Origin of the sequence: Streptomyces sp. NPDC056600, assembly GCF_042792855.1 — a bacterium.
Classification (GTDB): domain Bacteria; phylum Actinomycetota; class Actinomycetes; order Streptomycetales; family Streptomycetaceae; genus Streptomyces.
On record NZ_JBHTVQ010000030.1, the window covers coordinates 63,164 to 87,196 of the forward strand.

The window sequence follows — 24,033 nt, forward strand, 5'->3', positions numbered from 1 at the left end:
CATGACGGAGAGGACCGACTACGCCGTCGTCGGCGCCGGGGTGCTGGGCTGCCTGATCGCCCGGGAGATCGTCCGGCGTGACGCGTACGCCACGGTGACCGTGCTGGAGCGCGAGGCGGTCGCGGGCGGCGCGAGCCGCCGCTCGGCCGGCCTGCACTTCCCCCGGGGCGGGACGCCCCGGGTACGGGCCATGGCCGACGACAGCCAGCGGCGGTACGCGCGGCTGAGGGCGGAACAGCCCGGCCTGCCCATCCACAGCCTGCCCATGACGGTGATCGCCCCGCCCGGCCGGGAGGCGGAACTGCGCGAGGTGTACGTGCCGGACGCCGGGCTGCGGCCGGCGACGGCGGCCCCCGCGATCCTCGGCGGCGTCCCCGAGGGCATGGACGTCTGGGAGGCCGACGGCTGCCAGTACGCGGACGTCCATTCCCTCACCCAGGCGCTGGCGGCCGGGCTGCGTCCCGCGGTCCGGTTCCGCGAGGGCGTTCGGGTCGACGCGCTGGAACCGGCCGCCGGCGAGGTACGGCTGCGGCTCAGCACGGGCGACGTGATCGAGGCGGGACACGTGGTCCTCGCCCCCGGCCCCTGGGTGGCCGCCCCCGCCTGGCGGGAGCTGACCGGGCCGCTCGGCGTCAGGGTGAAGAAGATCGTCGCCCTGCACATCGAGCGGCCCCCCGCCCCCGGCGACGGAGCGGTGGTCCTCCACGAGGAGGACGCCTTCCTGCTGCCGTACCACGACCGCGGCCACTGGCTGTTCAGCTACACCTGCCAGGAATGGGACGTCGACCCCGACACCGTCCCCTCCACGCTCTCCCCGGAGAACCGGCGCGAGGCCCTGGAGATCCTCGGCCGGTACGCGCCCGGCCTGGTCCAGGACTGCCGCTCCGGCCGGGTCTTCTGCGACGCCTACTCCCCGGCGCGGGAGCCGGTGGTGCGGCCGCTCACCGAGGACGGCCGGGTCGTCTTCGCCGGCGCCGCGAACGGCTCCGGCTACCGGCTGGCCCCCGCGCTGGCGGCGCTCACCGCCGATCTCCTTCCGCTTCCCTCCCCCCGAAAGGTCATGTCGTGATCATCCACAGGTACGACGAGAACGTGCTCTGCGAGGCATTCGGCATCGACATGAGCGACGTCGAGGGGCTGGGCACCGGCGCCGGCTGGGGCCGCGTCGTCCCCGGCGCCGCCTCGGACAGCCACCAGCACGACGAGACGGAGATGTTCGTCATCGTCGCCGGCCACGGCGAGATCGTCGTCGACGGACGACCGCACCCGGTCGAGCCGGGCACGGTCGTGGTCTTCGACCCCTTCGAGTCGCACGTGCTGCGCAACACCGGCGACGGCGACCTGGTCTTCCTCACCCAGTACTGGCGCGACTCCCGCCGCGCCCTGGAGTCCGCCGGGAACACGGAGCGCAAGAACTTCGGCGAGCGTCCGGTGTTCGTCTTCTCCACCCCGCCCACCCCCAACGGCGACCTCCACCTCGGCCACCTCTCCGGCCCCTACCTGGGAGCGGACGTCTTCGTCCGCGCCCAGCGGATGCAGGGGACCAACGCCTGGCACCTGACCGGCAGCGACGACTACCAGAGCTACGTGGTGGCCGCCGCCCGCGCCGAGGGGAACGAGCCCGCCGTGACGGCGGCGCACTACAGCGCCGAGATCGCCGCGACCCTGGCCCTGATGGACATCCGGCCGGACCAGTACACGGTCACCGACGCGGACCCCGCCTACCGCGAGGGCCTGCGGGACTTCTTCGGCCGCGTGGTCGCCGACGGCACCGTGAAGGTCACGGAGTCCGACGCCCTCCTCGACGCGGACAGCGGGCAGTACCTGTACGAGGTCGACGTCAAGGGCCGCTGCCCCGCCTGCGGTTCGGGCACCGGCGGCAACATCTGCGAGGAGTGCGGCGAGCCCAACGTGGTCACCGACCTGGTCGACCCCGTCTCCGCCGGCTCCACCCGCCCGCCCCGGCGCGGCACGGTCGCCCGCTGGACGCTGCCCCTGCACGAGTTCGCCGACGCGACCGCCGCCCACCACCGCCTGGGACGGGTCCCGGCCCGGCTGCGCGAACTCGCCGCCCGCCTGTTCGCCCGCCCCTCCCTCGACATCCCGGTCAGCCACCCCTCCACCTGGGGCGTGCCGCCGGCCCAGACCGACGTGGACGGCCAGGTCATCTGGGTGTGGCCGGAGATGTCGTACGGCTTCCTGCACGGCATCCAGGAACTCGGCCGGCGCCTCGGGGAGGACTGGCGCGCCGCCCGGCCGGAGCAGGACTGGAAGATCGTCCACTTCTTCGGCTACGACAACAGCTTCTACCACGCCGTCCTCTACCCGGCCCTGTACCGGCTGGCGTTCCCGGAGTGGACGCCCGACATCGACTACCACGTCAACGAGTTCTACCTGCTCGAGGGCGCCAAGTTCTCCACCAGCCGGCGCCACGCCATCTGGGGCAAGGAGATCCTCAACCCCGACACCGTCGACGCCGTCCGCTACTTCCTCTCCGCCACCCGCCCGGAGGGCTCCCGCACCGACTTCCGGCGCGCGGCCTACGAGGCGACCCTGAACGGCACGCTCATCGGCTCCTGGCAGGGCTGGCTCAACGACCTCGGCTCCCGCGTCGGGGAACGCCACGACGGTCTGGCCCCCGATGCCGGCACCTGGACGCCCGAGCAGTCGGCGTTCCTGGCCAGGCTCGGCAGCCGGCTCGCCGCCGCGACCGGCGCCCTGGCGTCCGACGGGTTCTCCCTGAGCCAGGCCGCCGCGGAACTCGACGGCATCGTCGCCGACACCCTGCGCTTCTCCCGCCAGGAGGAACTCCTCGCCCGCGACACCGCATGGCACAGCGAGGCCCGCACCGCCCTCGCCCTGGAACTGGCCGCCGCCCGGCTCCTCGCGCACGCCGCCGCCCCCGTCATGCCCCGCTTCGCCGCGCGACTGGCCGAGGCGCTCGGCCTGCCGGAACCCTCCGCCTGGCCCGACACCGTCGAACTCGTCACCCCCGGCTCGAAGATCACCCTCACCGACGCGGTGTTCTTCCGGCCCACCGCCGCCGGCACCGCCGTCACCGGCGCGCGGACGCCGGCCGAGGAGACGGCCGGGGCACCCGAGGCCGAGGCCGGGGCAGCCGCGGTCCCCGCGGCCGCAGGCGGCTCGCCGGTCGTGCGGGAGTGGCTCGCCGGCGCCGTCCGCGACCTGCTCCAGCCTTCCGGGACCGAGCTCTCCGGCGACGCGGACCTGGTCGGCGCGGGACTCAGCTCCCTGCAGGCCGTGACCCTCCAGTACCAGATCCTCGACGAGTTCGACGTCGACCTCACCCTCGACGAGCTGCTCGGCTCGACGAGCCTGGACGACCTCGCCCGGACCGTCGAGGGACGCGCCGGATCCCAGGAGCCCGCCCGCCTCGCCGCCGGAGGAAACCGATGAGCCTCTTCGAGGTCCTCCGCGAGATCGAGAGCCGGGGGCTCTCCGTCACCGTGGACGGTGACGACCTCAGGCTCCAGGGCGGGCGTGAACGGATGGACCCCGGGTTCATCTCCCGCGTCAGGAACGCCAAGCAGGAACTGGTCGCCCACCTCTCCCAGGAGGCGAGGAGCGGCGGCCCCGGCTTCCCCCTCACCAGCCTCCAGCGCTCCTACCTGCTCGGCCGCGACGGCATCTTCCAGATCGGGGACGTGGCCAGCCACGTCTACCACGAGATCGAGGGCTGCTGGGACGTCGACCGTCTCCAGACGGCGCTGCGCGGCGTGGTGGACGCGCACAGCGCGCTGCGCTCCCGCTTCCCCGGCGACGACCGGCAGACCACGCAGGCCCGCGGGAACGGGCCGGAGATCGGCCGCCTCGACCTGCGGCGCGAGAGCGCCGAGGAACAGGACCGGATCCTCGCCGACCTGCGCGAGCAGCGCTCGCACCGGGTCCTGCCGGCCGACCGCACGCCCCTGCTGGCCGTCGACGTGACCCTGCTCGCCGACGACCGGATGGTGCTCCACGTCAGCCACGACGGCCTCGTCATGGACGGCATCAGCATGTTCCTGTTCTTCCGCGCCTGGCACGAGGCCTACCAGGCGCAGCGGGACGGCGGCGCCGCGGCGGCCGGCGGCCCCGACGAACTGGTCTACGAGGACTACCTGGCCGCCCTGCGCTCCGGACGCGACCGGGCCCCGGCCCACCGCTCCCGCGCGTACTGGCTCGACCGGGCCGAGAACCTCGCCCCGCACCCGGACCTCCCGCTGCGCACCAGCCCCTCGGCACTGAGCCGGTCGCGCTTCTCCCAGCGGCAGGTGTGCCTCGACGCGGCGACCTGGGCACGGGTCAAGGAACGGGCCTCGGAGGCCGGGCTGACGCCGTCGGCCCTGCTGCTGAGCGCCTATGCCGAGACGCTCTCCGTCTGGGGCGCCGGGCCGGCCTTCACCCTCAACACCACGGTGGCCGTCCGGCCGCCCGTGCACCCGCGGATCTTCCAGGCCGTCGGCCAGTTCTCCGACACCCTGCTGGTCGAGGTCGAGATCGACCGCGGCGTCTCCTTCGAGAAGCGCGCCCGCGCCCTGCAGACCAGGCTCCGGCGCGACCTGGACCACCACCACTTCTCCGGCGCCGACGTCATGCAGGAGATCGCCCGCCACCGCGGCTCGGTGGGCGCCGCCAGGATGCCGTTCACCTTCAACAGCGCCATCGGGCACGCCGACGGCGTCGACGGCTCCACCCTGGAGCTGTTCGGCCGCGAGACCTTCACCGTCAGCCAGACGCCCCAGGTGTGGCTCAACGCCTTCGCGATGGAGCAGCACGGCGGTCTCGTCGTCCAGCTCGACGGCGTCGACGAGCTGTTCCACGAGGGCTTCCTCGACGACCTCGCCGACGGCTACCGGACACTGCTGACCACCCTCGCCGACGAGGAGGCCTGGCGGCGCAGGACCTTCGACCTGCTGCCCGCCGCCCAGCGCGAGCGCCGCCGCCGGGCCAACGACACCGCCGTCGCACGCGCCTGGACCATGCCGGGCGAGGCGATCGCCGCCCGGGCCGCCCGCACGCCCGACGCCCCGGCCGTCGTCACCGCCGGCGGGAGCCTGTCCTACGGCGAGCTCCTGGCCCGCGCCGCGGACGCCGCGCGCTGGCTGCGCGCGGGCGGCGTCGGCCGCGACGAACTGGTCGGCCTGGTGACGCACCGGGGACCCGAGCAGATCGTGGGCATCCTCGCCACCGTGCTCGCCGGAGCGGCCTACCTGCCGATCGACGCCGTGCTGCCGGCCGAACGGCGGGAGTACATGCTGCGGGACGGCAGGGTCACCCACGTCCTGACCGGCACCGGATGGCAGGACCCGACCGGCCGGATCCGCACGCGACACCTGGACCTGACCGAACCCGCGGGCCCCACCGGCGCGTTGCCGGCGCCGCTGCCCGGAGCCGGCCCCGACGACCTCGCCTACGTCCTCTACACCTCCGGCACCACCGGGGCCCCCAAGGGCGTCATGGTCAGCCACCGCAGTGTCGTCAACGTGGTGGAGGACTGCCGGGAGCGGTTCGGCATCACGGCCGACGACCGGTTCTTCGCGATCAGCGCCTTCAACTTCGACCTCTCGGTGTGGGACGTCTTCGGCGCGCTGACCGCCGGAGCCGCCCTGGTCCTGCCGGACCGCGACCGGGCCGCCGACCCCTCCCACTGGCTGGAGCTGTGCGCCGACGCCGGAGTGACGGTGTGGAACTCGGTGCCGGCCATCGTCGGCCTGCTGCACGAACAGGCCCTCGCCGAGAACACCGTGCCGCCCGCCCTGCGCCTGGTGATGATGAGCGGCGACCGCGTCCCGCCGGCCCTGCCGGCCGCGCTGCGCCGCCTCAAGCCGGATCTGGACGTCGTCTCGCTCGGCGGACCCACCGAGACCACCATCTGGAACATCCTGCACCCGGTCCTCCCGCACGAGGACGGCAGCGAGTCCATCCCGTACGGCCGGCCCAACTCCAACAACCGGGCCTACGTCCTCGACAGGGACGGCCTGGACTGCCCCGACTGGGTGACCGGCGAGATCTGCGCCGCCGGAACCGGCCTGGCCCGCGGCTACTGGAGGGACGAGGAACGCACCGCCCAGCGGTTCTTCCACGACGCGGACCGCCGCGAGCGGCTCTACCGCACCGGAGACCTCGGCCGGTACCTGCCGAACGGCGAGATCGCGATCATGGGCCGCGGCGACTTCCAGATCAAGGTCAACGGCTACCGCATCGAGGCAGGCGAGGTCGAGACCCGCCTGGTCGCCCTGGACGCGGTGGCGCAGGCCGTGGTCACCCCCGGCGAGGGGGCACGGGGCAGCAGGCTGGTCGCCCACCTGGTCCCCGCCGGCGACGCGCGGCCCTCGGCGGCCGACCTGCGCGAACCCCTGCGCCGGACGCTGCCCGACTACATGGTCCCCGCCATGGTGGTCTGGCACGACGAACTCCCGCTCACCCGCAACCGCAAGGTCGACCGCGCGCGCCTGGCCGCCCTGCCCGTGGAGGAGCCGGACCGCGCCACCGCCCCGGCCGCAGGCCAGGACGACGGCACGCCCGTGACCGCTACGGAGAAGGTCCTCACGGAGATCTGGAGTTCGGTGCTGCGGCAGGCCGCGGTCGGCGTGAACGACCGGCTGGCCGACCTGGGCGGCGACTCCATCGCCGCCGCGCGGATCCTCACCGCGGTCCGCAAGCGGTTCGGGGTCACCATCCCGCTCGACATGTTCGCCGAGATGGACACCGTCCGCGCCATGGCCGCCACCCTCGCCCCCGAGGCCCCCGAGGCCCCCGAGGCCCCCGCTGCTTCCGAGGACGGCGCCTCATGACCGCCGACCGGCCCCGCGTCCTGCCGTCGCCCGGCGGCTCCGTCCTCAACGACGTCGTCTCCCTCCCGCCGAACGGCGGGACGATCACCTTCGCCCGCCTCGACGGCGCCCGCAGCATGCCGCTGAGCGAGCTGTACGAACTCTCCGGCCGCCTGGCCAGGAGGCTGCGCGCCCGCGGCATCGGGGCCGGCGACCGGATCGGCGTCCTCGCCGCCAACTGCCCCGAGTGGGTGCTCCTGGATCTCGCGGCGCTGCGGCTGAAGGCCGAGACGGCGGGCTTCGACCCCGGCAAGTTCGACCCCGACGACGACCTCGCCGGACGCTACGACCTCACCCTCCTGTTCACCGACCGGCCGGCCCGGGCCCCCCGGACCGTTCCGCTCACCCTGGTGGGCGAACTCCTCGCCGAGGAGGACGACCCGGACGAGCCGCCCCTGCCCCGGGTGGTGTGGGAGCCCGACGACGTGACCACGGTCAAGTTCACCTCCGGCAGCACCGGCGCGCCCAAGGGCCTGGGCGCGACCGCGGGCAGCGTCGACGCCTCCCTCGCCGCCGTGCAGGGCATCTTCGAGCACAAGCCCGGCGACGACCTGTTCGTCTTCCTGTCCCTCTCGCTGCTCCAGCAGCGCTACTGGGTGTACTCGGCTCTGGCCCACGGACACGACGTCACCGTCAGCACCTACGAGGCCGCCTTCGCGGCCCTGCGCCGCACCCGGCCGACCGTGGTGATGGGCGTGCCGGCCTTCTTCGAGACGGCGAAACGCCAGATCGAGGCCCGGCTGCGCAGGCCGGGCGGCGAGGACACCCTCCAGGCCGCGGCCCGCCGGGTCTTCGGCGACCGGATCCGCTACCTGTGGACCGGATCCGCCCCGGCCGCCCCGGCGATGCTGCGCTTCTTCGGCGAGGCGGGCCTGCCGATCTACGAGGGGTACGGGCTCAACGAGACCTGCATCGTCGCCAAGAACCATCCCGGCGCCGAACGGGAGGGCAGCGTCGGCCGGGTGCTCCCCGGCAAGGAGGTCCTGTTCGACGAGGACGGGGTCATCTCCGTCCGCAGCGACCACCCCGTCAACCGCGCCTACGCCTACGCCGCTCCCGGCGACAGCGATCGCGTGTTCGGCCCCGGAGGGACCGTGCGGACCGGGGACGTCGGGTACCTCGACGAGGACGGCTTCCTGTTCGTCAGGGGCCGGGCCGACGACGTGATCGTCCTCGACAACGGCAAGAAGATCGTGGTCAGGCCGATCGAGGAGAGCATGCGCTCGGGCGCGGCCGTCGCCGAGTGCGTGCTGTTCTGCCCCACCCAGACCGAACTGGTCGCCGTGGTGTCCCCGGCCTCGCTGCCGGCCGACCACGCCGCCGTCGCCGAGCAGCTCGCCCGCGTCAACGCCGCGGCCGCCCCCGACGAACGCATCGGCCGGGCGATCGTCGCCGACGAGCCGTTCAGCGAGGGAAACGGCCTGCTCACCTCCCAGTTCAAGCCCCGCAGGAGTCACATCCTCGACGCCTACCGGGCACGCGTCCACGACCCGAAAGAAGGCATCCATGCGCTCTGACATCGAGCTGACGGCCAGGGACCACCTCTCCGCCGTGCTCAACCCGCCCGTCGCCCCCGAGGCGATCGACCCCGACGCCGACCTGGCCGGCGTCTACGGGCTCACCTCGCTCAACAAGGTCCTCTTCCTCACCGAGGTGTGCGAGGCCGCTGACGTGGACCTCGGCCATTTCACCGAGGACGACCTCGCCGACATGCGCACCCTGCGCGTCGTCGCCGAGTCGCTCACCCTGCACAGCGGAAAGGCGGTCTGACATGAGCTGGAGCGCTGTGGCGCCCGCGGTCCTGGAGAACGAGCACGTGCTGCTGAGGCCCGTCACCGAGGCGGACCGCGAGGGCGTGCGGGCCGTCGCCATGGACCAGGACATCTGGCGGTACTTCGTCTCCCTGGTGGAGACCGACGCCGACTTCGAGACGTTCTTCGCGGCCTGCCTCGCCGACCAGGCGGCCGGACGGCGCGTCGTGTTCGTCATCGTCGACAAGGAGAGCGGCCGCGTCGCCGGCAGCATGAGCTACGGGAACATGGCCGAGGCCGACGCCCGGCTGGAGATCGGCTGGTCCTGGCTGGGACGCGACTTCCGCGGACGCGGCGTCAACCGGTGGGCCAAGTACCTGCTGCTCGAGCACGCCTTCGAGCGACTCGGCGCACAGCGGGTCGAGTTCAAGACCGACGTGCTGAACGAGCAGGCCCGCCGGGGCCTGCGCAACATCGGGGCGGTGGAGGAAGGGGTGCTGCGGAGCTTCAACTACATGCCGGGAGGGCGCCGCCGTGACGCCGTCTACTACAGCGTGCTCGGCGGCGAGTGGCCCGGCGTGAAGGCGCAGCTCGCCGCGCGGCCGAAGGTCTCCCGGCTGGACACCGTCGGATGACCCCCGGCGGGGGCATCCCCCTCGTCCGGGCGTCGGGTTCGCCCTTCGACCTCGGACACGCCCACGGCGAGGCCCTCGCCGGCCCCCTGCGCTCCTTCCTCGACGACTCGGTGTGCCGCCTCGGCAAGGTGATGCCCGAGCCGGTCACCCGGGAGGACCTGCGGCCGCGCATCGCCGCCCACCGGGCGGCGGTCGCGGCGGCCTTGCCGGACCTGGCGGAGGAGGTGGCCGGGCTGGCGGCGGGCGCCGGGATCACCGAGGAGGACGCCTGGCTGCTGCAGCTGCGCAGGGAGATCATGGGGTACCGGAAGATCCGGCCCGCCGGCGACTGCACCACCTTCGCGCGCACCGACGGCACCCGCCCGGTGCTGGCCCAGACCGTCGACCTCAACGGCGACCTGGACGACCACCTCGCGGTCCTCGACCTCTCCCCACCCGCCGGAGGGCACCGCTCCCTGGTGCTCAGCTTCGCGGGGCTGCTCGGCTACCTGGGGCTCAACAGCCGCGGTCTCGCGGTCGGGCTCAACCTCGTGCTGGGCGGCGAGTGGCGCCCGGGCGTCCCGCCGTACCTGGCCATCCGCCACCTGCTGGACACCGCGGGCAGCGTCACCGAGGCGCTGGAGGTGCTGGCCGGCCTGCCGCTCGCCAGCTCCCGGACCCTGGTGCTGTGCGACCGGCGGCGGACCGTGTACGTCGAGATCCTGGAGAACGAGACACGGGTCGTCGGCGGGACGGAGGTGGCGCACGCCAACCACTTCCTGCACCCCGACTTCGCCCCGCGGGACGAGATCAACGTCTTCGCCCGCAACTCCTCGGTCCGCAGGCTCGACGCGGCCCGGACCGGGCTCGGGAGCATCCCGGCCGGCGCCGGGGCCGAGGAGTACTTCTCCCTGCTCTCCCGGCCCCCGATCCGGGTGCCCGACCGGGGCGACATCAGGGCCGAACGCACCGTGGCCGCCGTGGTGGCCTTCCCCGGCCGGGGCGAGCTGCACGTCCGTCGCGGGGACCCCGCGCTGACCGCGACCCAGGTCTTCCGCCTCCAGGACGAGCCGCCTCCGGCGCCCGTCGGCGCGGCGGTGGGCGGGGCGGCGGGTGTCGCGGTCGGGTCGGCCGCGGCGGGTGCGGCGGTGTCGACGGCCGGGGGAGAGGGGCGCACATGAGGAGGGCGACGTGGAGGGAGCACGGAGATGAACGGGGACGCGGCGGCGCAGTTCTGGCTCGTCGACCTCGACACGGCGGAGCCGGCCAGGACCGGCCCGGACCCGGCCGCCGACCACCCGGCCGACGCCTGCCGGGGCCTGGCGACCGAGGAGGAACGACGGCGCGCGGCGGCGTTCAGGAGTCCGCTCACCGCCCGCCGGTTCCTGCACTCCCGGCTCGCGATCCGGGCCCTGCTGGGCCGGCGCCTCGCGACCGGAGCGGACGGGCCGCGACTGGCCCGCCTGCCCGGGGGCAAGCCCTACCTGCCGGAACATCCGGGGGTCCACGTCAGCTGGTCGCGGTCGGACGGACTGCTGCTGGTCGGCGTGGACGACCGGGGGCCGATCGGCGTGGACGTGGAGAGCCCGCGCTTCCTGCCCACGCCCGAGGACGTGCTGGAGACCGTGTGCGACACCTTCCCCCGTCCCCTGTCCGACGCGGGCTTCTGGCCCGCCTGGACGATGCTGGAGGCGGCCGTCAAGGCGACGGGGGTGGGGCTGGCGTGCGGCGGGAAGGACGTGGAACTCCTGCCGGGCGACGGGGAGGACGTCCGCCTCGGCCGGGTCGGGGGGCATCCGCCCGACCGGTGGCACGGGAGGACCCTGCGGTGGCCCGCCACCGACGGCCGGCCGGCCGCGGTCGCCGCCGTGGTGACCGACCGGCTGCTCCCGGCGCGCCTCTCCGTCGTCCGCTTCCCGGCCTCCGACCTGCTGCCCTGGCCGCCGGGCGCGCCCGAACCGTTCGTGGTGCCCGAGTCGTTCACGGTGCCCGAACCGTTCGTGGTGCCCGGATCGCCGGGCGCCGCCGGGGCGTGGAACGGCTGGAGCCATGACGAGGAGGCGGTCACATGCCTGACGATCTGACACCGGCCGCGGCGGTGCACGCTGCCGCGGGGACGGCCGACGCCCCGGCGGCCGTCCGGGAGCGTGCCGGACGGTGCGAGCTGCGGGTGGGGGTGCCGGCGGCCGACGGGGCCTCGCTGGCCCGCTCGGTGGCCGAGGCCCTCACGGGGGAGCGGACGCCGCTGGGGTCCTGGACCCGCAGGGGCGGCGTGCGGGAGCTGACCGCCCCAGGGGTGACGGCCCGGCTGACCGGAGGCTGGGACGGCCCCGTCCTCACGCTCACCCGGCCGGGTGGGGCGACGGGCCCGGAGCTGGACGGCTCCCTGCTGACGAGGATCGCCGGCCCGTCCGGCCCCTCCGGTCGCGCGCCGGACGAGGGGTTGGGGGAGGCGGACCGTGACGGCACGGCCGCCGCGTCCTCCCTCCCGGTGCCCGACGGCCGCCGGACCACCTGGTACCGGGCCTGGCGGGAGCTCGCGGAGCTCTGCGGGCTCCCGCCCCGGACGTGTGCCGAGGTCGTCGCCCCCGGCGTCCTCCGCACCACCTGCGGGCGGGATCCGGTCCTCGTCCACGACCACGTCGGTCCGCCGCCGATGCCGCCGGGTTGGCTGCTGCACTCCTGGTCCGCCCACCAGGCGGGCCTGCACCACTTCTCCCTGCGTCCGGGGCAGGACGGACCGGTGCCCCACGTGTACTCCGCCCGCCCGGAGGAACGGGACCGGGCCGCGGCCCTCCGCCGCGCCTGGGCGGCCCTGGCCGCCCGTCCGCCCGGCGACCGCCCGCTGCCGCCGGGCACACCCTCACCGGTCCTGCCGTCGTTCGGCGACCTGGGCCCACTCTGAGCCCGCCCGCCCGCCCGCCCGCCCGCCTGCTCGCCGCGGCAGGCGGGCGGGCAGGCCTCCACAAATCCGGGTGACGCCACGTCAGGGCGCGCCTACCGTCGCCCCATGTCCTCAACCCCCGCCTTCGCGCACCTCACGTCCCGCCCGATCGTCCCGACGGACGCCGCGGCCCTGTCCGCCCTGCTGAACGCCATCGAGGCCGTCGACGTGTTCGGCGAGTACTACTCCGAGGAGGACGCGGCCGAGCAGATCAACGCCCCGCTCCTCGACCTCGAACGCGGCACGGTCGGCCTCTTCGACGGCGACCTGATGGTCGGCTACTCCTCCGCCGCGCACAAGCCGCTCGCCGAGGGCGTGCACCGGGTGACCCTGAGCGGCGGCGTGCACCCGGACCACCGGCGCCGCGGCCTCGGCACAGGGCTGCTCGCCGCCGGGATCGCGTGCGCGAAGACGCTCCACGCGCTCCACCACCCCGGCCTGCCGCTGGCCGTCGACGTCCGGAACAACGCGCGCAACGCCGGCGCCCTCGCCTGCTACCGGGCCGCGGGCATGACGCGGTCCAGTTCCTCCTCGCACCTGCGGCACCCGCTCGGCGCCGCCGTCGCGGACGTCCCGGTCCCCGAGGGGTACACCGTGGAGGCCTACACGGCCGGCAACGACGCCGACTTCTCCCTGGCCAACGACGAGGCCTTCCTCGAAGGCCGGGGCGGCGGGGTCCCGATGCCTCCGGAGCGCTGGCGCGAGCTGCTCGGCTGGCAGGCCTTCCGCCCGGACCTCAGCTTCCTCCTGCGGGACCCCGCGGGCGCGGCCGCCGGCATGCTGCTGGTCTTCTCCTGGGACGCGGACACCGAGGCGACCGGTGTGCGCGACGCCCAGGTCCTGCGGATCGGCACCCGCCCCGGCCACCGCGGCCGCGGCGTCGCCTCCGCGCTGCTCGGCCACGCCCTGCGCGCCGCGCGGGACGCCGGCTTCGACCGGGTCAGCCTCGACGCCGAGACCGACGCGCCGACCGCGGCGAACGCCCTGTTCGCGCGCGCCGGCTTCACCGTCGCCCGCACCGAGGTCGTGCACACCCTCGAGCTCACGCCGCCCGTCAGGTAGGGCGGCGGTGCGGTGCGGTGCCGACAGGAGCGGTGCGAAAACCTTCGAAAGTTTCGCTGGAGTCGCGCCGACTTGCGCGCAGGATGCCCGCGATTCCGTCCCACCCCTCTCGTTGGCCCGTACAGGCAGCAGTGTGAGCAGTGCTTAACGAGCAGTCAAGTGCCGCGCGGCGCAAGGAAATGTTTCCGAAAGAACGTCGAAAGCGTTGACAGGATCATGGGGCGCTACGGAAAACTTCGGCCTCGTCGAACGACAGGAAACCTGCGTCCCCCCACGCACCGTGACGGACGCAGGGTCGGTACCGCACGGACACGGGCGACCCCGTCCATGTCCGTGTTCCATGCAAGGCCGCCGGGCAGCAGCTGCCGCCCGGACCCCCCGCCAGCCTTCATCGGAAGGAAGCAGCATGCAGCAGGACGGCACGCAGCAGGACCAGCTCCCGTACAACCCCGCCCCCTTCGGCCTGAGCCGCCGGGGCTTCCTCGGCGGCGCCGGCGCCGCCGCGCTCGCCACCGCGTCCGGGCTGGTGCTGCCCGGCACCGCCCACGCCGCCACCACCATCACCACCAACCAGACCGGCACCGACGGCCTGTACTACTCGTTCTGGACCGACGGCGGCGGCTCGGTGTCCATGACGCTCAACGGCGGCGGCAGCTACAGCACCAAGTGGACCAACTGCGGCAACTTCGTTGCCGGCAAGGGCTGGAGCACCGGCGGACGCCGGACGGTCCGCTACACCGGCTACTTCAACCCGTCCGGCAACGGCTACGGCTGCCTCTACGGCTGGACCTCGAACCCGCTGGTCGAGTACTACATCGTCGACAACTGGGGCAGCTACCGCCCCACCGGCACCTTCATGGGCACCGTCTCCAGCGACGGCGGCACCTACGACATCTACAAGACCACGCGGACCAACGCCCCGTCCGTGGAGGGCACCAAGACCTTCACGCAGTACTGGAGCGTCCGGCAGTCCAAGGTGACCAGCGGCTCGGGCACCATCACCACGGGCAACCACTTCGACGCCTGGGCCCGCGTGGGCATGAACATGGGCCAGTTCAAGTACTACATGATCATGGCGACCGAGGGCTACCAGAGCAGCGGCAGCTCGACCATCAGCGTCAGCGGCTGACGCCCGTCGGTGCACCACCGGCTGCGGGTCCCGTCCAGGTGACGGGGCCCGCGGCCGCGGTCGTGCGGCCGGCCACCGCTTACGCGGCGGCGACACCGGGCCTGCTTGACTGGAGGCGGCGTGGGTCCGCCGCCGGCGGCGGACCCCGCCACCAGCACGAGCGACGGCACGAGCACGAACGACGGACGGACGATGGCACAGGCGAAGACGGCGGACCCGGCGGCGGCCGAGGCCGGGCAGGACGGCGCGGGCGGCGCCGACGGCTCGGGCGGCCACGGCACCGGACCGGACGCCGCGCGCGGCCCGCGTGCGGTGCTGCGGCGGACGGTCCGCGCCGCCTCCCGGCCGCGGACGTGGCGGCGCGGCCCGGTGCTCACCGCGCTGGCGCTGCTGCTCGGCCTGGTCCTGCTGCTGCACCCGTGGATCACCGACGCCGGCGGCCTCGGCAGCCTGGTGGAGACCTTCCTCCCCTGGTTCGGCCTCCTCGTGCCGGTGCTGCTGCTCCTCGCGCTGCGGCGGCGCTCCCCCTCCGCCGTCCTCGCCCTGCTGCTGCCGGTCACGGCGTGGCTCGGCCAGTTCGGCCCCCTGCTCACCGACAGGTCACAGGCCGGCGGCGACCTCACCGTGGTCCAGCACAACGTGGGCGAGGCCAACCCCGACCCGGCCGGCACCGCCCGTGAGCTGGCCGGCTCCGGCGCGGACGTGCTGGCGCTGGTGGAGCTGGCCGCGAAGGCGCGGGGCACGTACGAGAAGGAGCTGGCGGAGGCCTACCCGTACCATTCGGTGCAGGGAACGGTCGGGCTGTGGAGCCGGCTGCCGCTGTCGGACACCCGGGCGGTCGACATCGCGATGGACGCCGGACAGCTGGGCGCCGCCAAGCCCGCCGCCGAGAAGCTGGCCTACAACCGCGCCCTGCGCACCACGGTGGCCACCGACCAGGGGCCGCTGACGGTCTACGTCGCCCACCTGGGGTCCGTGCGCCTGATGCCGCGCGGCGGCTTCTGGACGGACAGCCGGGACCGCAACGCGCAGGCGCTCGCCGAGGCCCTCGCCGCGGAGCGGAGCGAGCGGCTGGTGCTGCTCGGCGACCTGAACGGCACGGTCGACGACCGCGCGCTGGAGGGCGTCACCACCGGCCTGACGTCGGCGCAGGAGGAGGCCGGCGACGGCTTCGGCTTCACCTGGCCGGCGGCGTTCCCGGTGGCGCGGATCGACCAGGTGCTGGTGAAGGGCGTGCGGCCGGTGGACTCCTGGGTCCTCCCGGCCACCGGCAGCGACCACCTGCCGGTCGCCGCCCGCCTCACCTGGTGACCGCGGCGCCCCCTCCGCCGGGTGGGTGCGGCCCGCGGGTGAGCCCAGGAATTGGCGCGGGAGCAGCAATTTGGGGCTCACCTTCACGGTGCATCCACAGCAGGGGGCGGTCCGGGGCTTAGTTCAGGGGGTGGCCGGCGTCGTCGGTGTGGTCGGACTGGGTGGAGAACTTGGCGAGGAAGACGTCGAGGTCGCCGTCCGGGCGCAGGGTGAGGACGGCTCCGTCCTGCCAGGCCCCGTTCTCCGCCCACCACTGGGAGCCCGCCGGGTCGCCCTGGTTCTGGTGGATGTTGTGCATGCCCAGGTCGCCCTCGGGGTCGTCGTCGAAGGGCTCGCCGAAGAGCAGGACCTCACGGCCCGGCGCCAGCACCGACTCCAGGGCCTCCGCCGCGTCGGTGTTGGAGCCCGCCTGCCAGGGGTGGGAGCCGACCAGGTCGAGGAGGTCCTCCAGCCAGGACGGCGGGCGGCGCAGGAACAGGATGCCGGAACGGTCCGCCAGAGCCGGGTGACGCAGGAGGTCCAGGGCGCCCGAGCCCGGGATGCGGGCCAGTTCGTGGTAGCCGGGCGGCAGGTCCTGGACCGGGCCGAGCGCCTCGGGGGGCAGCGTGAAGGTCTTCCACCGCACGCCCACGGCGGAGGCGTGGCTGTCGACGTCGACGGCGCAGTGGTGGCGTCCGGCCGGGGCGTCCACCTCCAGGTTCACGTGGAACCAGCGCCCCTGGTGGTCGGGCCGGTCGCGGTGATGGCTGTGCAAGGTGCCGCGGAGCACGCCGTAGTGGACGAAAGGCATGCGGTCAGTCAAGCAGCCGTCCGGGCCTGCGGCCGGGACCGTCCGCCGTTCGGAGCATCGACGTCCTGGAGCGCCGAGCCGTTCGCCGAGCCGTTCGCCGTCGGGGCGTTCCGGTGCGCCGCGGCCCGCGCCACCCGGACGGTCGTGGGGCGCGGGCAGGGGAGCGGGGCGGTCAGGCCGAGCCGGAGGCCAGCAGCGCCACGTGCGGGAGCGTGAGGATGCCGTCGTCGCCGAGGAACGGCTGGGTGAGGGCGTCGAACTCCTTGCGGACCGCGTCGATCACGTCCTGCGGCTGCGCGGCGATCAGCGCGCCGGTCGGGGCGACGCCCCCGGCCGTCCCGGCCCACCAGTGCTCCGGGTCCACCCGATGGTCGAAGCGCACCGTCTCGCAGACCACGCCGGTGAACCCGGCCTCGGCCAGCAGCGCGGCGAGGCCTTCCTCGGTACGCGGGAAGTCCTCCTCCGGCGCGAGGGGCGGCAGCGCCGGGGGCAGGTCCAGGCCCGCCGCGACGACGGCCTTGTACGCCAGGCTCTGGCCCGCGCCCCGCTCCTCGCCCCACAGGGCGAGGGCGACCCGGCCGCCGTCCGCGGTGACCCGGCGCAGCTCCGCCGCCGCGGTCCGCGGCCGGCCCACGTGGTTCAGCACGAAGTTGGCCAGGACCGCGTCGAACGTACCGTCCACGAACGGCAGTTCCGGCAGCGCGGCCACCCGGACGTCGGCCTCGGGCACCGCCTCGGCGGCCCACTGGGTCATGTCCGGCTCCGCGTCGACGGCGCTCACGATCGCCCGGGCCCGGCAGGCGGCCGCGGCCACCGCGCCGGTGCCGGTGCCGACGTCCAGCACACGTGCGCCGGGCCCGACCTTCGCGGCGTCGATCAGCGCGGGGACGGTCCGCGCGCACAGACCGGCGAAGCTGCGCGCGTATGCGGCGGCGCGCCCGTCCCAGATGCGTCGCTCGGCTTCGTCGAATGCAGTCATGTTCATCGGGGCATGTTACGAACCCGCGGCGTGAAATGGGCGTCTGACGGGGTGTCCGGCAGGTGAACCGGTGGCACCGTGCTGACGCGCACGCTCGCGCACGCGGCGCTCGTCCCCGTCTGTCGCGCTTGTCGCGCGTGTTGCCGGAACACGAAGACGGCGTGGCGGTCGCGCTACGGGCCGCCCGGAGACCTTGCTGGGCTCCGGGCGTGCTCCCTAGGGTCGGGGTCATGCGGAAACACCTGCGGCTCACCAAGAGGCGCGCCGTCGACCTGATGCGCGTCGCCACCGCCGTCTGTCGCTGAGCCCGACGCCCCGGCCCCCCCGGCCCCTTGGCCCACGGCACGGCCGTTCGGCCTGGCGGCCCACGGCCCGGACGGCACGGCCCTCCGGCTCGGGCGGCCTCGGCTGAACGGCACCGGCTCCCGGCCCGGAGGGCAACCGCTCCCGGCCCGGGACAACGGACCACACGGCGCCCTCGTCCGGCGGTTGGACCTTGCGCTCCAGCCGACCCGGCCGACCCGGCTGGTCCGGCTCACCCGGTGCTCCGGTTGACCGGGGTCACCTGGGCGGGCCGGTCGGCCCGGCTGGTCCGCCGACCTGGCGAACGGCGCTGCCGAGCCGGCAGGTCCGGTCGATCCGTTGCCCCGTGTCACCGGGGCAGTCCGACCGGACCGCCCGGCCTCGCCGGCCCGACGTGCCTGCTCAGCCGAACCGTTCAGGCCGACCCGGCTGCTCCTGCCGACGTGGTCGACCCGGCGAACCCGGCCGGCCTGGCTGCGCGGGCACCCCGGCTGGTTCAGCCGGCATGGCCGGCGTGGAGAGCCCGGGTCGGTCGCCGGAACGCCGGTCCGGTCGTCCTGGCTCACCCGGTGGATCGGCCGACCCGGCCGGTACCGACGGGCCCGCTCAGGCCGGCTCAGCCCAGGCCCAGGCCGCCCCGGGCCAGGGCAGGCCGGGTCGGCGCCGGGCCCCGCAGGACCGGCCGGGCGCCCCGCCCTCCTCGTCCCGCTCACTCCGCTTCCCGGTCGCCCCGCCGCCGCATCCGCGTGCGGGTGGCCGCCTCCGCAAAGGCTGTCCGATGAACCTCCGTACCCGCATACCCCGTCCGCCGTCCGGCCGGCGCCGCCTCGCGCTCCCGGCCGCGGCCCTCGCGCTGCCGTTGCTGCTGGCCTCCTGCGCGCTGGACGCGCAGACCACCGCGAGCGGCAAGGACCTCGCCGACACGAAGATCCCGGCCGAGGTGTCCCCGGACACCGAACTGGTCGTCGGCAACCCCTCGCTCAAGGTCGCGCTGCAGCTGTCCGGACAGCTCGACAAGCTGCCCTTCAAGGTCGAGTGGGCGAACATCAGCGGCGGCCCGCAGTGCTCGGAGGCGTTCCGGGCCGGCGCGCTCGACGTCTGCTCCTCCGCGGACATCCCGTCCATCAACGCGCACTGGACCGGTCTGGACACCAAGCTGGTGGCCGCCGCGTTCCGCAAGGACCCCTACGCCAACCCGATCTACGAGCTGGGCATCGCGCCGGGCGCCGGCATCAAGTCCCTGGCCGACCTGCGCGGCAAGAAGATCGCCTACAGCCCCGGCCAGGCCCAGGGCGCACTGGTCCTGCGCATCCTCGACAAGGCCGGCCTGAGCCAGGACGACGTCGAACTGGTCGAGCTGGCCAGCACCGGCGACGTCTACCCGACCGCGCTCGGCAACAAGCAGGTCGACGCCGCGCCCATCGCCGACGTCAACATCAAGCGCTACCTGAAGAACTACGGCGAGCAGGGCGCCACCACCCTCAAGCACGGCCTGCGCGACGACCCGGCGCACCTGTGGGTGCTCACCGACTCCGTCGCCGACCCCGAGAAGGCCGCCGCCATCCGGGAACTGGTGAAGTACTGGGCCCGCGCGCAGGTGTGGATCGACCGGCACCCCGACGAGTGGGTCGAGGGCTGGTACGTCAAGGACCAGGGCCTCAGCAAGGAGGACGGCGAGTACCTGGTGAAGCGGGCGGGCCACCCGGTCATCCCGGCCGACTGGACGAAGGCGATCGCCCGCCAGCAGCAGACCGTCGACCTGCTCGCCAAGGAGCAGAAGCACGACAAGTTCGACGTGAAGATCCTCTTCGACCGGCGTTTCGAGAAGGTCGGCGCGCGGGCGGCGGCCGAGGCCGGGGGCGCGTCATGAGCGTCGACCTCCCCGCCCGCAGCGCCGTCGCGGCCCCGCCGGCCCTGACGAAGGACCGGCCCGTCGCCCCGCCCAGGCCGCTGCGCGCCACCGGCCGCCGCAGGCTCGGTCCCGGCCGCCCGGTGCGCCACGGCTGGGCCATCGGCCCTGTGCTCCTGTTCGCCCTGTGGGCGGCGGGGTCCGCGGCCGGGCTGCTCGACCCGCGGGCGCTGCCCGCGCCCTGGACGGTGGCCGCGACGGCGGGCGACCTGATCGCCGACGGACGCCTCCAGGACCACCTGCTGACCTCGGCGCAACGCGCCCTGCTCGGACTGCTGTTCGGCGTCGCGGCCGGCCTGCTGTTCGCCCTGGTGTCAGGCCTCAGCCGCGTCGGCGAGGCTTTGGTGGACGGTCCGGTGCAGATCAAGCGGGCCATCCCGTCCCTGGCGCTGATCCCGCTGCTGATCCTCTGGTTCGGCATCGGCGAGAGCATGAAGGTGATCACCATCGCGCTCGGCGTCTTCGTGCCGGTCTACATCCACACCCACAACGGCCTGCGCGCCATCGACAACCGCTACGTCGAACTCGCGGAGACGGTCCGCCTCGGCCGCACCGCCTTCGTCCGCCAGGTCGTGCTGCCGGGGGCCCTGCCGGGCTTCCTGCTCGGCATGCGCTTCGCGGTGACGGCGGCCTGGCTCGCGCTCGCCGTCGTCGAACAGGTCAACGCCACCAGCGGCATCGGCTACATGATGGAACTCGCCCGGACGTACGGACAGACCGACGTGATCCTCGTCGGCCTGGTCGTGTACGGCCTGCTGGGGCTGGTCTCCGACGGCCTGGTGCGGCTCGTCGAGAGGAGGACGCTGACATGGCGTCGCACCCTGGCCGGCTGAGCCCGGCCGTCGTCCGGATCGAGGACCTGGTCCGCTCCTTCGACGGGCGCCGCGTCCTCGACGGACTCCACCTGACCGTCCACGACGGCGAGTTCGTCGCCCTGCTGGGCCGCAGCGGCTCCGGCAAGAGCACCCTGCTGCGGGCGCTGGCCCGGCTCGACCACGACGTCACGGGCGACGGCCTGCTGACCGCGCCCGACAACGTGTCGGTGGTCTTCCAGGACGCCCGCCTGCTGCCCTGGAAGAGGCTGCTGGAGAACGTCGTCCTCGGCCTCGGTACCCCGGACGCCCAGGAACGCGGCCGGGCCGCCCTCGCCGAGGTGGGCCTCGCCGGGCGGGAGCGGGCCTGGCCGGTGGAGCTGTCCGGCGGCGAGCAGCAACGCGTCTCGCTGGCCCGCTCCCTGGTGCGCGAGCCGCGCCTGCTGCTGGCGGACGAGCCGTTCGGGGCGCTGGACGCCCTGACCCGCATCCGGATGCACGCCCTGCTGCGCACCCTGTGCGCCCGGCACCGGCCCGCCGTCCTGCTGGTCACCCACGACGTCGACGAGGCGATCGCGCTCGCCGACCGGGTGGTGGTGCTGGAGGAGGGCCGGATCGCCGCCGACCTGACGGTGGACCTGCCCGAGTCCCAGCGGACCGGCGGCCCGGGGCACGCCCGCCTGCGCGGCCGGCTCCTCGCCCACCTGGGCGTGGACCTCACCGGCCACGAGGAGGCCCACGAGCAGGCCTCCGGGCAGCCCCGCGAACAGGCCCCCGGGCAGGAGTCCGCGTCCGAGCCCGCGTCCGCGCACGACCGCGTACGCGCCACCGAGGAGATCCCCGCATGAGCGACCCGCGGCGGCAGCTGCACCTCAACCTGTTCGTCTACCCCGGCGGCCACCACGAGGCCGCCTGGCGGTACCACGGCTCCGACCCCGCCCGGCTGCTGGACATCGGCTTCTACCAGGACCTGGCCCGCCGGGCCGAGGCGGCCACCTTCGACGCGGTGTTCTTCGCCGACGGCCCGTCGCTGCCGGACAACGTCCGCTACGCCAGCCGTTTCCGGCTGGAGCCGTTCACCTGGCTGTCCGCGATCGCGGCGGCCACCGAGCGGATCGGCCTGATCGCCACCGCCTCCACCACCTACAGCGAGCCCTACAACCTCGCCCGGCTGTTCGCCTCCCTCGACCACCTCAGCCACGGGCGGGCCGGCTGGAACATCGTCACCACCGGGGCGCCCGACGCGGCCGCCAACTTCGGCCTGGACGCGCACCCCGTGCACGCCGAACGCTACGCACGCGCACGGGAGTTCGTGGACGTCGTCGGGAAGCTGTGGGACAGCTGGGAGGACGAGGCGCTGGTCGCCGACCCGGCCACCGGCGTCTTCGCGGACACCGGCCGGGTGCACCGCGTCGACCACGAGGGACGCCATCTGAAGGTGCGCGGGCCGCTGAACACCCCACGCACCCCGCAGGGACGCCCGGTGTACGTGCAGGCCGGCTCCTCCGAGGACGGCCGGGCCTTCGCCGCCCGGTACGCGGAGGCCGTGTTCACCGCGCACCAGACCCTGGCGAGCGCCCAGGAGTACTACGCCGACGTCAAGGCCCGGGCCGCCGCGCTCGGCCGGGACCCGGGGCGGCTGCTGGTGCTGCCCGGCATCAGCCCGTTCATCGGCTCCACCGAGGCCGAGGCGCGGGCCCTGCAGGAGGAGTTCAACGAGCTTACCCAGCCCGGGTACTCGCTGGACCTGCTGCGCAGGCTGCTGGGCCTGGAGCTGAGCGAGGAGGAGCTCGACGGGCCGGTGCCGCGCCACCTGATCGAGACCGGCGGGGAACGCGGCAACGGCAGCCGCTTCCGGCTGGTCCTCGACATCGTCGAGCGGGAGCAGCCCACCGTCCGGCAGCTGCTGCACCGCCTCGCCGGGGCGCGCGGCCACCGGGTCGTCGCCGGCACGCCGGAGCAGGTCGCCGACACCCTCCAGCTCTGGTTCGAGCAGGGCGCCGCGGACGGCTTCAACGTGATGCCGCCCTGGCTGCCCGGCGGGTTCGACGTCTTCGCCGACGAGGTCGTGCCGCTGCTGCGGCGCCGCGGCCTGTTCCGCGAGGCCTACCGGGGCGCCACCCTGCGCGACCACTACGGGCTGACGCGCCCGGAGAGCGTCTACGCCACGGGAGCCGCCGGACCCACCGGAGCCGCCGGAGCCCCCGCCGCCGCCGGAACGAGCGGAGCCGCCGCCGCAGCCCCCGCCCCCGTCCCCACCACCCCCGTCCCCACCCCCGCCGAGGTCCCCGCCCGGCAGAAGGAGCACGTCCCCTCATGAGCACCCGCAGATCCCGCACCGCCCTGGCCGTCCTCGCCGCGGCCGTCCTCACCGGCGGTCTCGCCGCCCCGCAGGCCGCGGCCGAGCACCGCGCCGCGGACACCACCGCCGTCGAGTGGTTCGACGTCACCGCGCGGGCGGTGGCCGCCGCCCCCGCCGCCCAGGTCACCAACAGCCGGACCTGGGCGATCGGCTGGCTGGCCGCCGCCCGCGCCACCCGGGCCGTGCCGGCCGGCGTGGACCGCGCCGAGTACCAGCGGGCCGCCCTCGCCTCCGCCGTGCACCGGGCGCTGACCGAGCTGGCGCCCGCCCAGGCCACAGAGGTCGACGAGGCGTACGCCGCCACACTGGACGCGATACCCGACGGCCGGTCCGAGGACCGCGGCGTCGCGGCCGGCGAGCGGCAGGCGGCACTGCTGCTCGCCGAGCGGGCGGCGGACGGTCTGGACCCGGCCTCGGTCAACGCGCCCTTCGCGCAGCCGGCCGCCGCGCCGGGCGTCTGGCAGCCGACGCCGCCCGCCTACGCCCCGGCCACCCAGTACGGCAACCGCGTCGCCCGGCCGTTCGCGCTGCGCTCGCAGAGCCAGTTCCGGCTGCCGCCTCCGCCCGCCCTGGACTCCGCGCGCTACGCCGCGGACCTGGCCGAGGTACGCGCCTACGGGGCGGCCGACAGCACCGTGCGCACGGCCGCGCAGACGGAGACCGCGCAGTTCTGGTTCGGGTCCTCGTTCACCCTGTACACCGAGCCGCTGCGGGTGGCGCTCGCCCGCTCCCCGCAGGGCCTGGCGGGCCAGGCGCGGCTGGTGGCCCTGTTCCACGTCGCGTCGGTGGACACCCAGATCGCCACCTCGGACAGCAAGTACGCCTACACCCGCTGGCGTCCGGTGACCGCGATCCGCACCGGGGCGATCGCCCCCGACCCGGCCTGGTCGCCGCTGCACGCCACGCCGGCCCACCCCGACTACCCGAGCGGGCACGGCACCTACGCCGGTTCGGCGGAGGGGGTGCTGACCGCGCTGAGCGGGGCGCGCACCGCGCCGTTCGAGCTGACCAGCCCCACCGCGCCGGGCGTCACCCGGACGTACACCGACTGGCGGCGGCTGTCGCGGGAGAACGTGGACGCCCGCGTCTGGTCGGGGATCCACACGCGCTCCGCGGACGAGGCGGGGATCACCCTCGGCAGGTCCGTGGCGGGATACGTGCTCCAGCGGCAGGGAGAGCTGCTGGCGGCGCGCTGACGGGACCTGTGAGGGGGTCCCGGCGCACCGGTTCCCCG

The 24,033-nt window shown here is 74.6% G+C and carries 20 protein-coding genes; 18 read left to right on the forward strand and 2 right to left on the reverse strand.

The features are described 5' to 3' along the window. Nucleotide 1: 1 nt before the first annotated feature. The 12 genes from ACFRAV_RS16995 to ACFRAV_RS17050 all read left to right on the forward strand — a co-directional run bounded on the left by ACFRAV_RS16995 (nucleotide 2) and on the right by ACFRAV_RS17050 (nucleotide 15,644). Nucleotides 2-1,069, forward strand: a complete 1,068-nt coding sequence (locus ACFRAV_RS16995; protein WP_382556182.1) for an NAD(P)/FAD-dependent oxidoreductase — start codon at nucleotides 2-4, stop codon at nucleotides 1,067-1,069. Next, on the forward strand, nucleotides 1,066-3,417 hold the full coding sequence (locus ACFRAV_RS17000) for a class I tRNA ligase family protein (RefSeq protein ID WP_382556185.1): 2,352 nt from the start codon (nucleotides 1,066-1,068) through the stop codon (nucleotides 3,415-3,417). Before ACFRAV_RS16995 ends, ACFRAV_RS17000 begins: the two co-directional genes overlap by 4 nt. Then, nucleotides 3,414-6,794 (forward strand): amino acid adenylation domain-containing protein, encoded by a 3,381-nt coding sequence (locus tag ACFRAV_RS17005; protein ID WP_382556187.1) that lies wholly within the window; start codon nucleotides 3,414-3,416, stop codon nucleotides 6,792-6,794. The genes ACFRAV_RS17000 and ACFRAV_RS17005 overlap by 4 nt, the downstream gene beginning before the upstream one ends. Further along, nucleotides 6,791-8,350: an AMP-binding protein gene (locus ACFRAV_RS17010; RefSeq protein WP_382556188.1), complete on the forward strand. Its 1,560-nt coding sequence runs from the start codon at nucleotides 6,791-6,793 to the stop codon at nucleotides 8,348-8,350. Before ACFRAV_RS17005 ends, ACFRAV_RS17010 begins: the two co-directional genes overlap by 4 nt. After that, nucleotides 8,340-8,603, forward strand: a complete 264-nt coding sequence (locus ACFRAV_RS17015) for an acyl carrier protein (protein WP_382556191.1) — start codon at nucleotides 8,340-8,342, stop codon at nucleotides 8,601-8,603. The genes ACFRAV_RS17010 and ACFRAV_RS17015 overlap by 11 nt, the downstream gene beginning before the upstream one ends. 1 nt (nucleotide 8,604) lies before the next feature. Beyond that, a complete protein-coding gene (locus ACFRAV_RS17020; RefSeq protein ID WP_382556193.1) occupies nucleotides 8,605-9,219 on the forward strand; it encodes a GNAT family N-acetyltransferase in 615 nt (204 codons plus the stop codon). Further along, entirely contained in the window at nucleotides 9,216-10,379 is a 1,164-nt protein-coding gene (locus ACFRAV_RS17025; RefSeq protein WP_382556195.1) for a C45 family autoproteolytic acyltransferase/hydolase, read from the forward strand. Before ACFRAV_RS17020 ends, ACFRAV_RS17025 begins: the two co-directional genes overlap by 4 nt. Before the next feature lie 27 nt (nucleotides 10,380-10,406). Further along, entirely contained in the window at nucleotides 10,407-11,282 is an 876-nt protein-coding gene (locus ACFRAV_RS17030; RefSeq protein ID WP_382556197.1) for a 4'-phosphopantetheinyl transferase family protein, read from the forward strand. Then, nucleotides 11,267-12,103, forward strand: coding sequence for a hypothetical protein (locus ACFRAV_RS17035; RefSeq protein WP_382556200.1), 837 nt, complete (start codon nucleotides 11,267-11,269; stop codon nucleotides 12,101-12,103). Before ACFRAV_RS17030 ends, ACFRAV_RS17035 begins: the two co-directional genes overlap by 16 nt. A 105-nt stretch (nucleotides 12,104-12,208) precedes the next feature. Beyond that, nucleotides 12,209-13,204 (forward strand): GNAT family N-acetyltransferase, encoded by a 996-nt coding sequence (locus ACFRAV_RS17040; protein ID WP_382556202.1) that lies wholly within the window; start codon nucleotides 12,209-12,211, stop codon nucleotides 13,202-13,204. Between the two features lie 406 nt (nucleotides 13,205-13,610). Further along, the gene (locus tag ACFRAV_RS17045) at nucleotides 13,611-14,333 is read left to right on the forward strand and encodes a glycoside hydrolase family 11 protein (protein ID WP_382556204.1); all 723 of its coding nucleotides are present in this window, start codon (nucleotides 13,611-13,613) and stop codon (nucleotides 14,331-14,333) included. A gap of 192 nt (nucleotides 14,334-14,525) precedes the next feature. Then, complete coding sequence (locus ACFRAV_RS17050) at nucleotides 14,526-15,644, forward strand: endonuclease/exonuclease/phosphatase family protein (protein WP_382556205.1); 1,119 nt, start codon at nucleotides 14,526-14,528, stop codon at nucleotides 15,642-15,644. A 118-nt stretch (nucleotides 15,645-15,762) separates the two neighbouring features. Here ACFRAV_RS17050 and ACFRAV_RS17055 read toward each other — a convergent pair whose 3' ends face one another. Both ACFRAV_RS17055 and ACFRAV_RS17060 read right to left on the reverse strand, forming a co-directional pair. Next, a complete protein-coding gene (locus tag ACFRAV_RS17055; RefSeq protein ID WP_382556207.1) occupies nucleotides 15,763-16,434 on the reverse strand; it encodes a DUF2278 family protein in 672 nt (223 codons plus the stop codon). Between the two features lie 172 nt (nucleotides 16,435-16,606). Next, nucleotides 16,607-17,413, reverse strand: a complete 807-nt coding sequence (locus ACFRAV_RS17060; protein ID WP_382556232.1) for a class I SAM-dependent methyltransferase — start codon at nucleotides 17,411-17,413, stop codon at nucleotides 16,607-16,609. A gap of 230 nt (nucleotides 17,414-17,643) precedes the next feature. On the opposite strand from ACFRAV_RS17060, the gene ACFRAV_RS17065 reads away from it, so the two are divergent. The 6 genes from ACFRAV_RS17065 (at nucleotide 17,644) to ACFRAV_RS17090 (ending at nucleotide 23,995) form a co-directional block, all read left to right on the forward strand. Further along, complete coding sequence (locus ACFRAV_RS17065; RefSeq protein ID WP_351115898.1) at nucleotides 17,644-17,718, forward strand: putative leader peptide; 75 nt, start codon at nucleotides 17,644-17,646, stop codon at nucleotides 17,716-17,718. A 776-nt stretch (nucleotides 17,719-18,494) separates the two neighbouring features. Then, a complete protein-coding gene (locus ACFRAV_RS17070) occupies nucleotides 18,495-19,586 on the forward strand; it encodes an ABC transporter substrate-binding protein (RefSeq protein WP_382556208.1) in 1,092 nt (363 codons plus the stop codon). After that, the gene (locus tag ACFRAV_RS17075) at nucleotides 19,583-20,458 is read left to right on the forward strand and encodes an ABC transporter permease (protein ID WP_382556211.1); all 876 of its coding nucleotides are present in this window, start codon (nucleotides 19,583-19,585) and stop codon (nucleotides 20,456-20,458) included. The genes ACFRAV_RS17070 and ACFRAV_RS17075 overlap by 4 nt, the downstream gene beginning before the upstream one ends. Continuing rightward, nucleotides 20,434-21,285 carry an ABC transporter ATP-binding protein gene (locus tag ACFRAV_RS17080; protein WP_382556214.1) on the forward strand — a complete coding sequence of 284 codons (852 nt, stop codon included), beginning with the start codon at nucleotides 20,434-20,436 and terminating at the stop codon, nucleotides 21,283-21,285. The genes ACFRAV_RS17075 and ACFRAV_RS17080 overlap by 25 nt, the downstream gene beginning before the upstream one ends. After that, complete coding sequence (locus ACFRAV_RS17085) at nucleotides 21,282-22,757, forward strand: LLM class flavin-dependent oxidoreductase (protein ID WP_382556216.1); 1,476 nt, start codon at nucleotides 21,282-21,284, stop codon at nucleotides 22,755-22,757. The genes ACFRAV_RS17080 and ACFRAV_RS17085 overlap by 4 nt, the downstream gene beginning before the upstream one ends. After that, nucleotides 22,754-23,995 carry a vanadium-dependent haloperoxidase gene (locus ACFRAV_RS17090; RefSeq protein ID WP_382556218.1) on the forward strand — a complete coding sequence of 414 codons (1,242 nt, stop codon included), beginning with the start codon at nucleotides 22,754-22,756 and terminating at the stop codon, nucleotides 23,993-23,995. Before ACFRAV_RS17085 ends, ACFRAV_RS17090 begins: the two co-directional genes overlap by 4 nt. Nucleotides 23,996-24,033 lie beyond the last annotated feature (38 nt).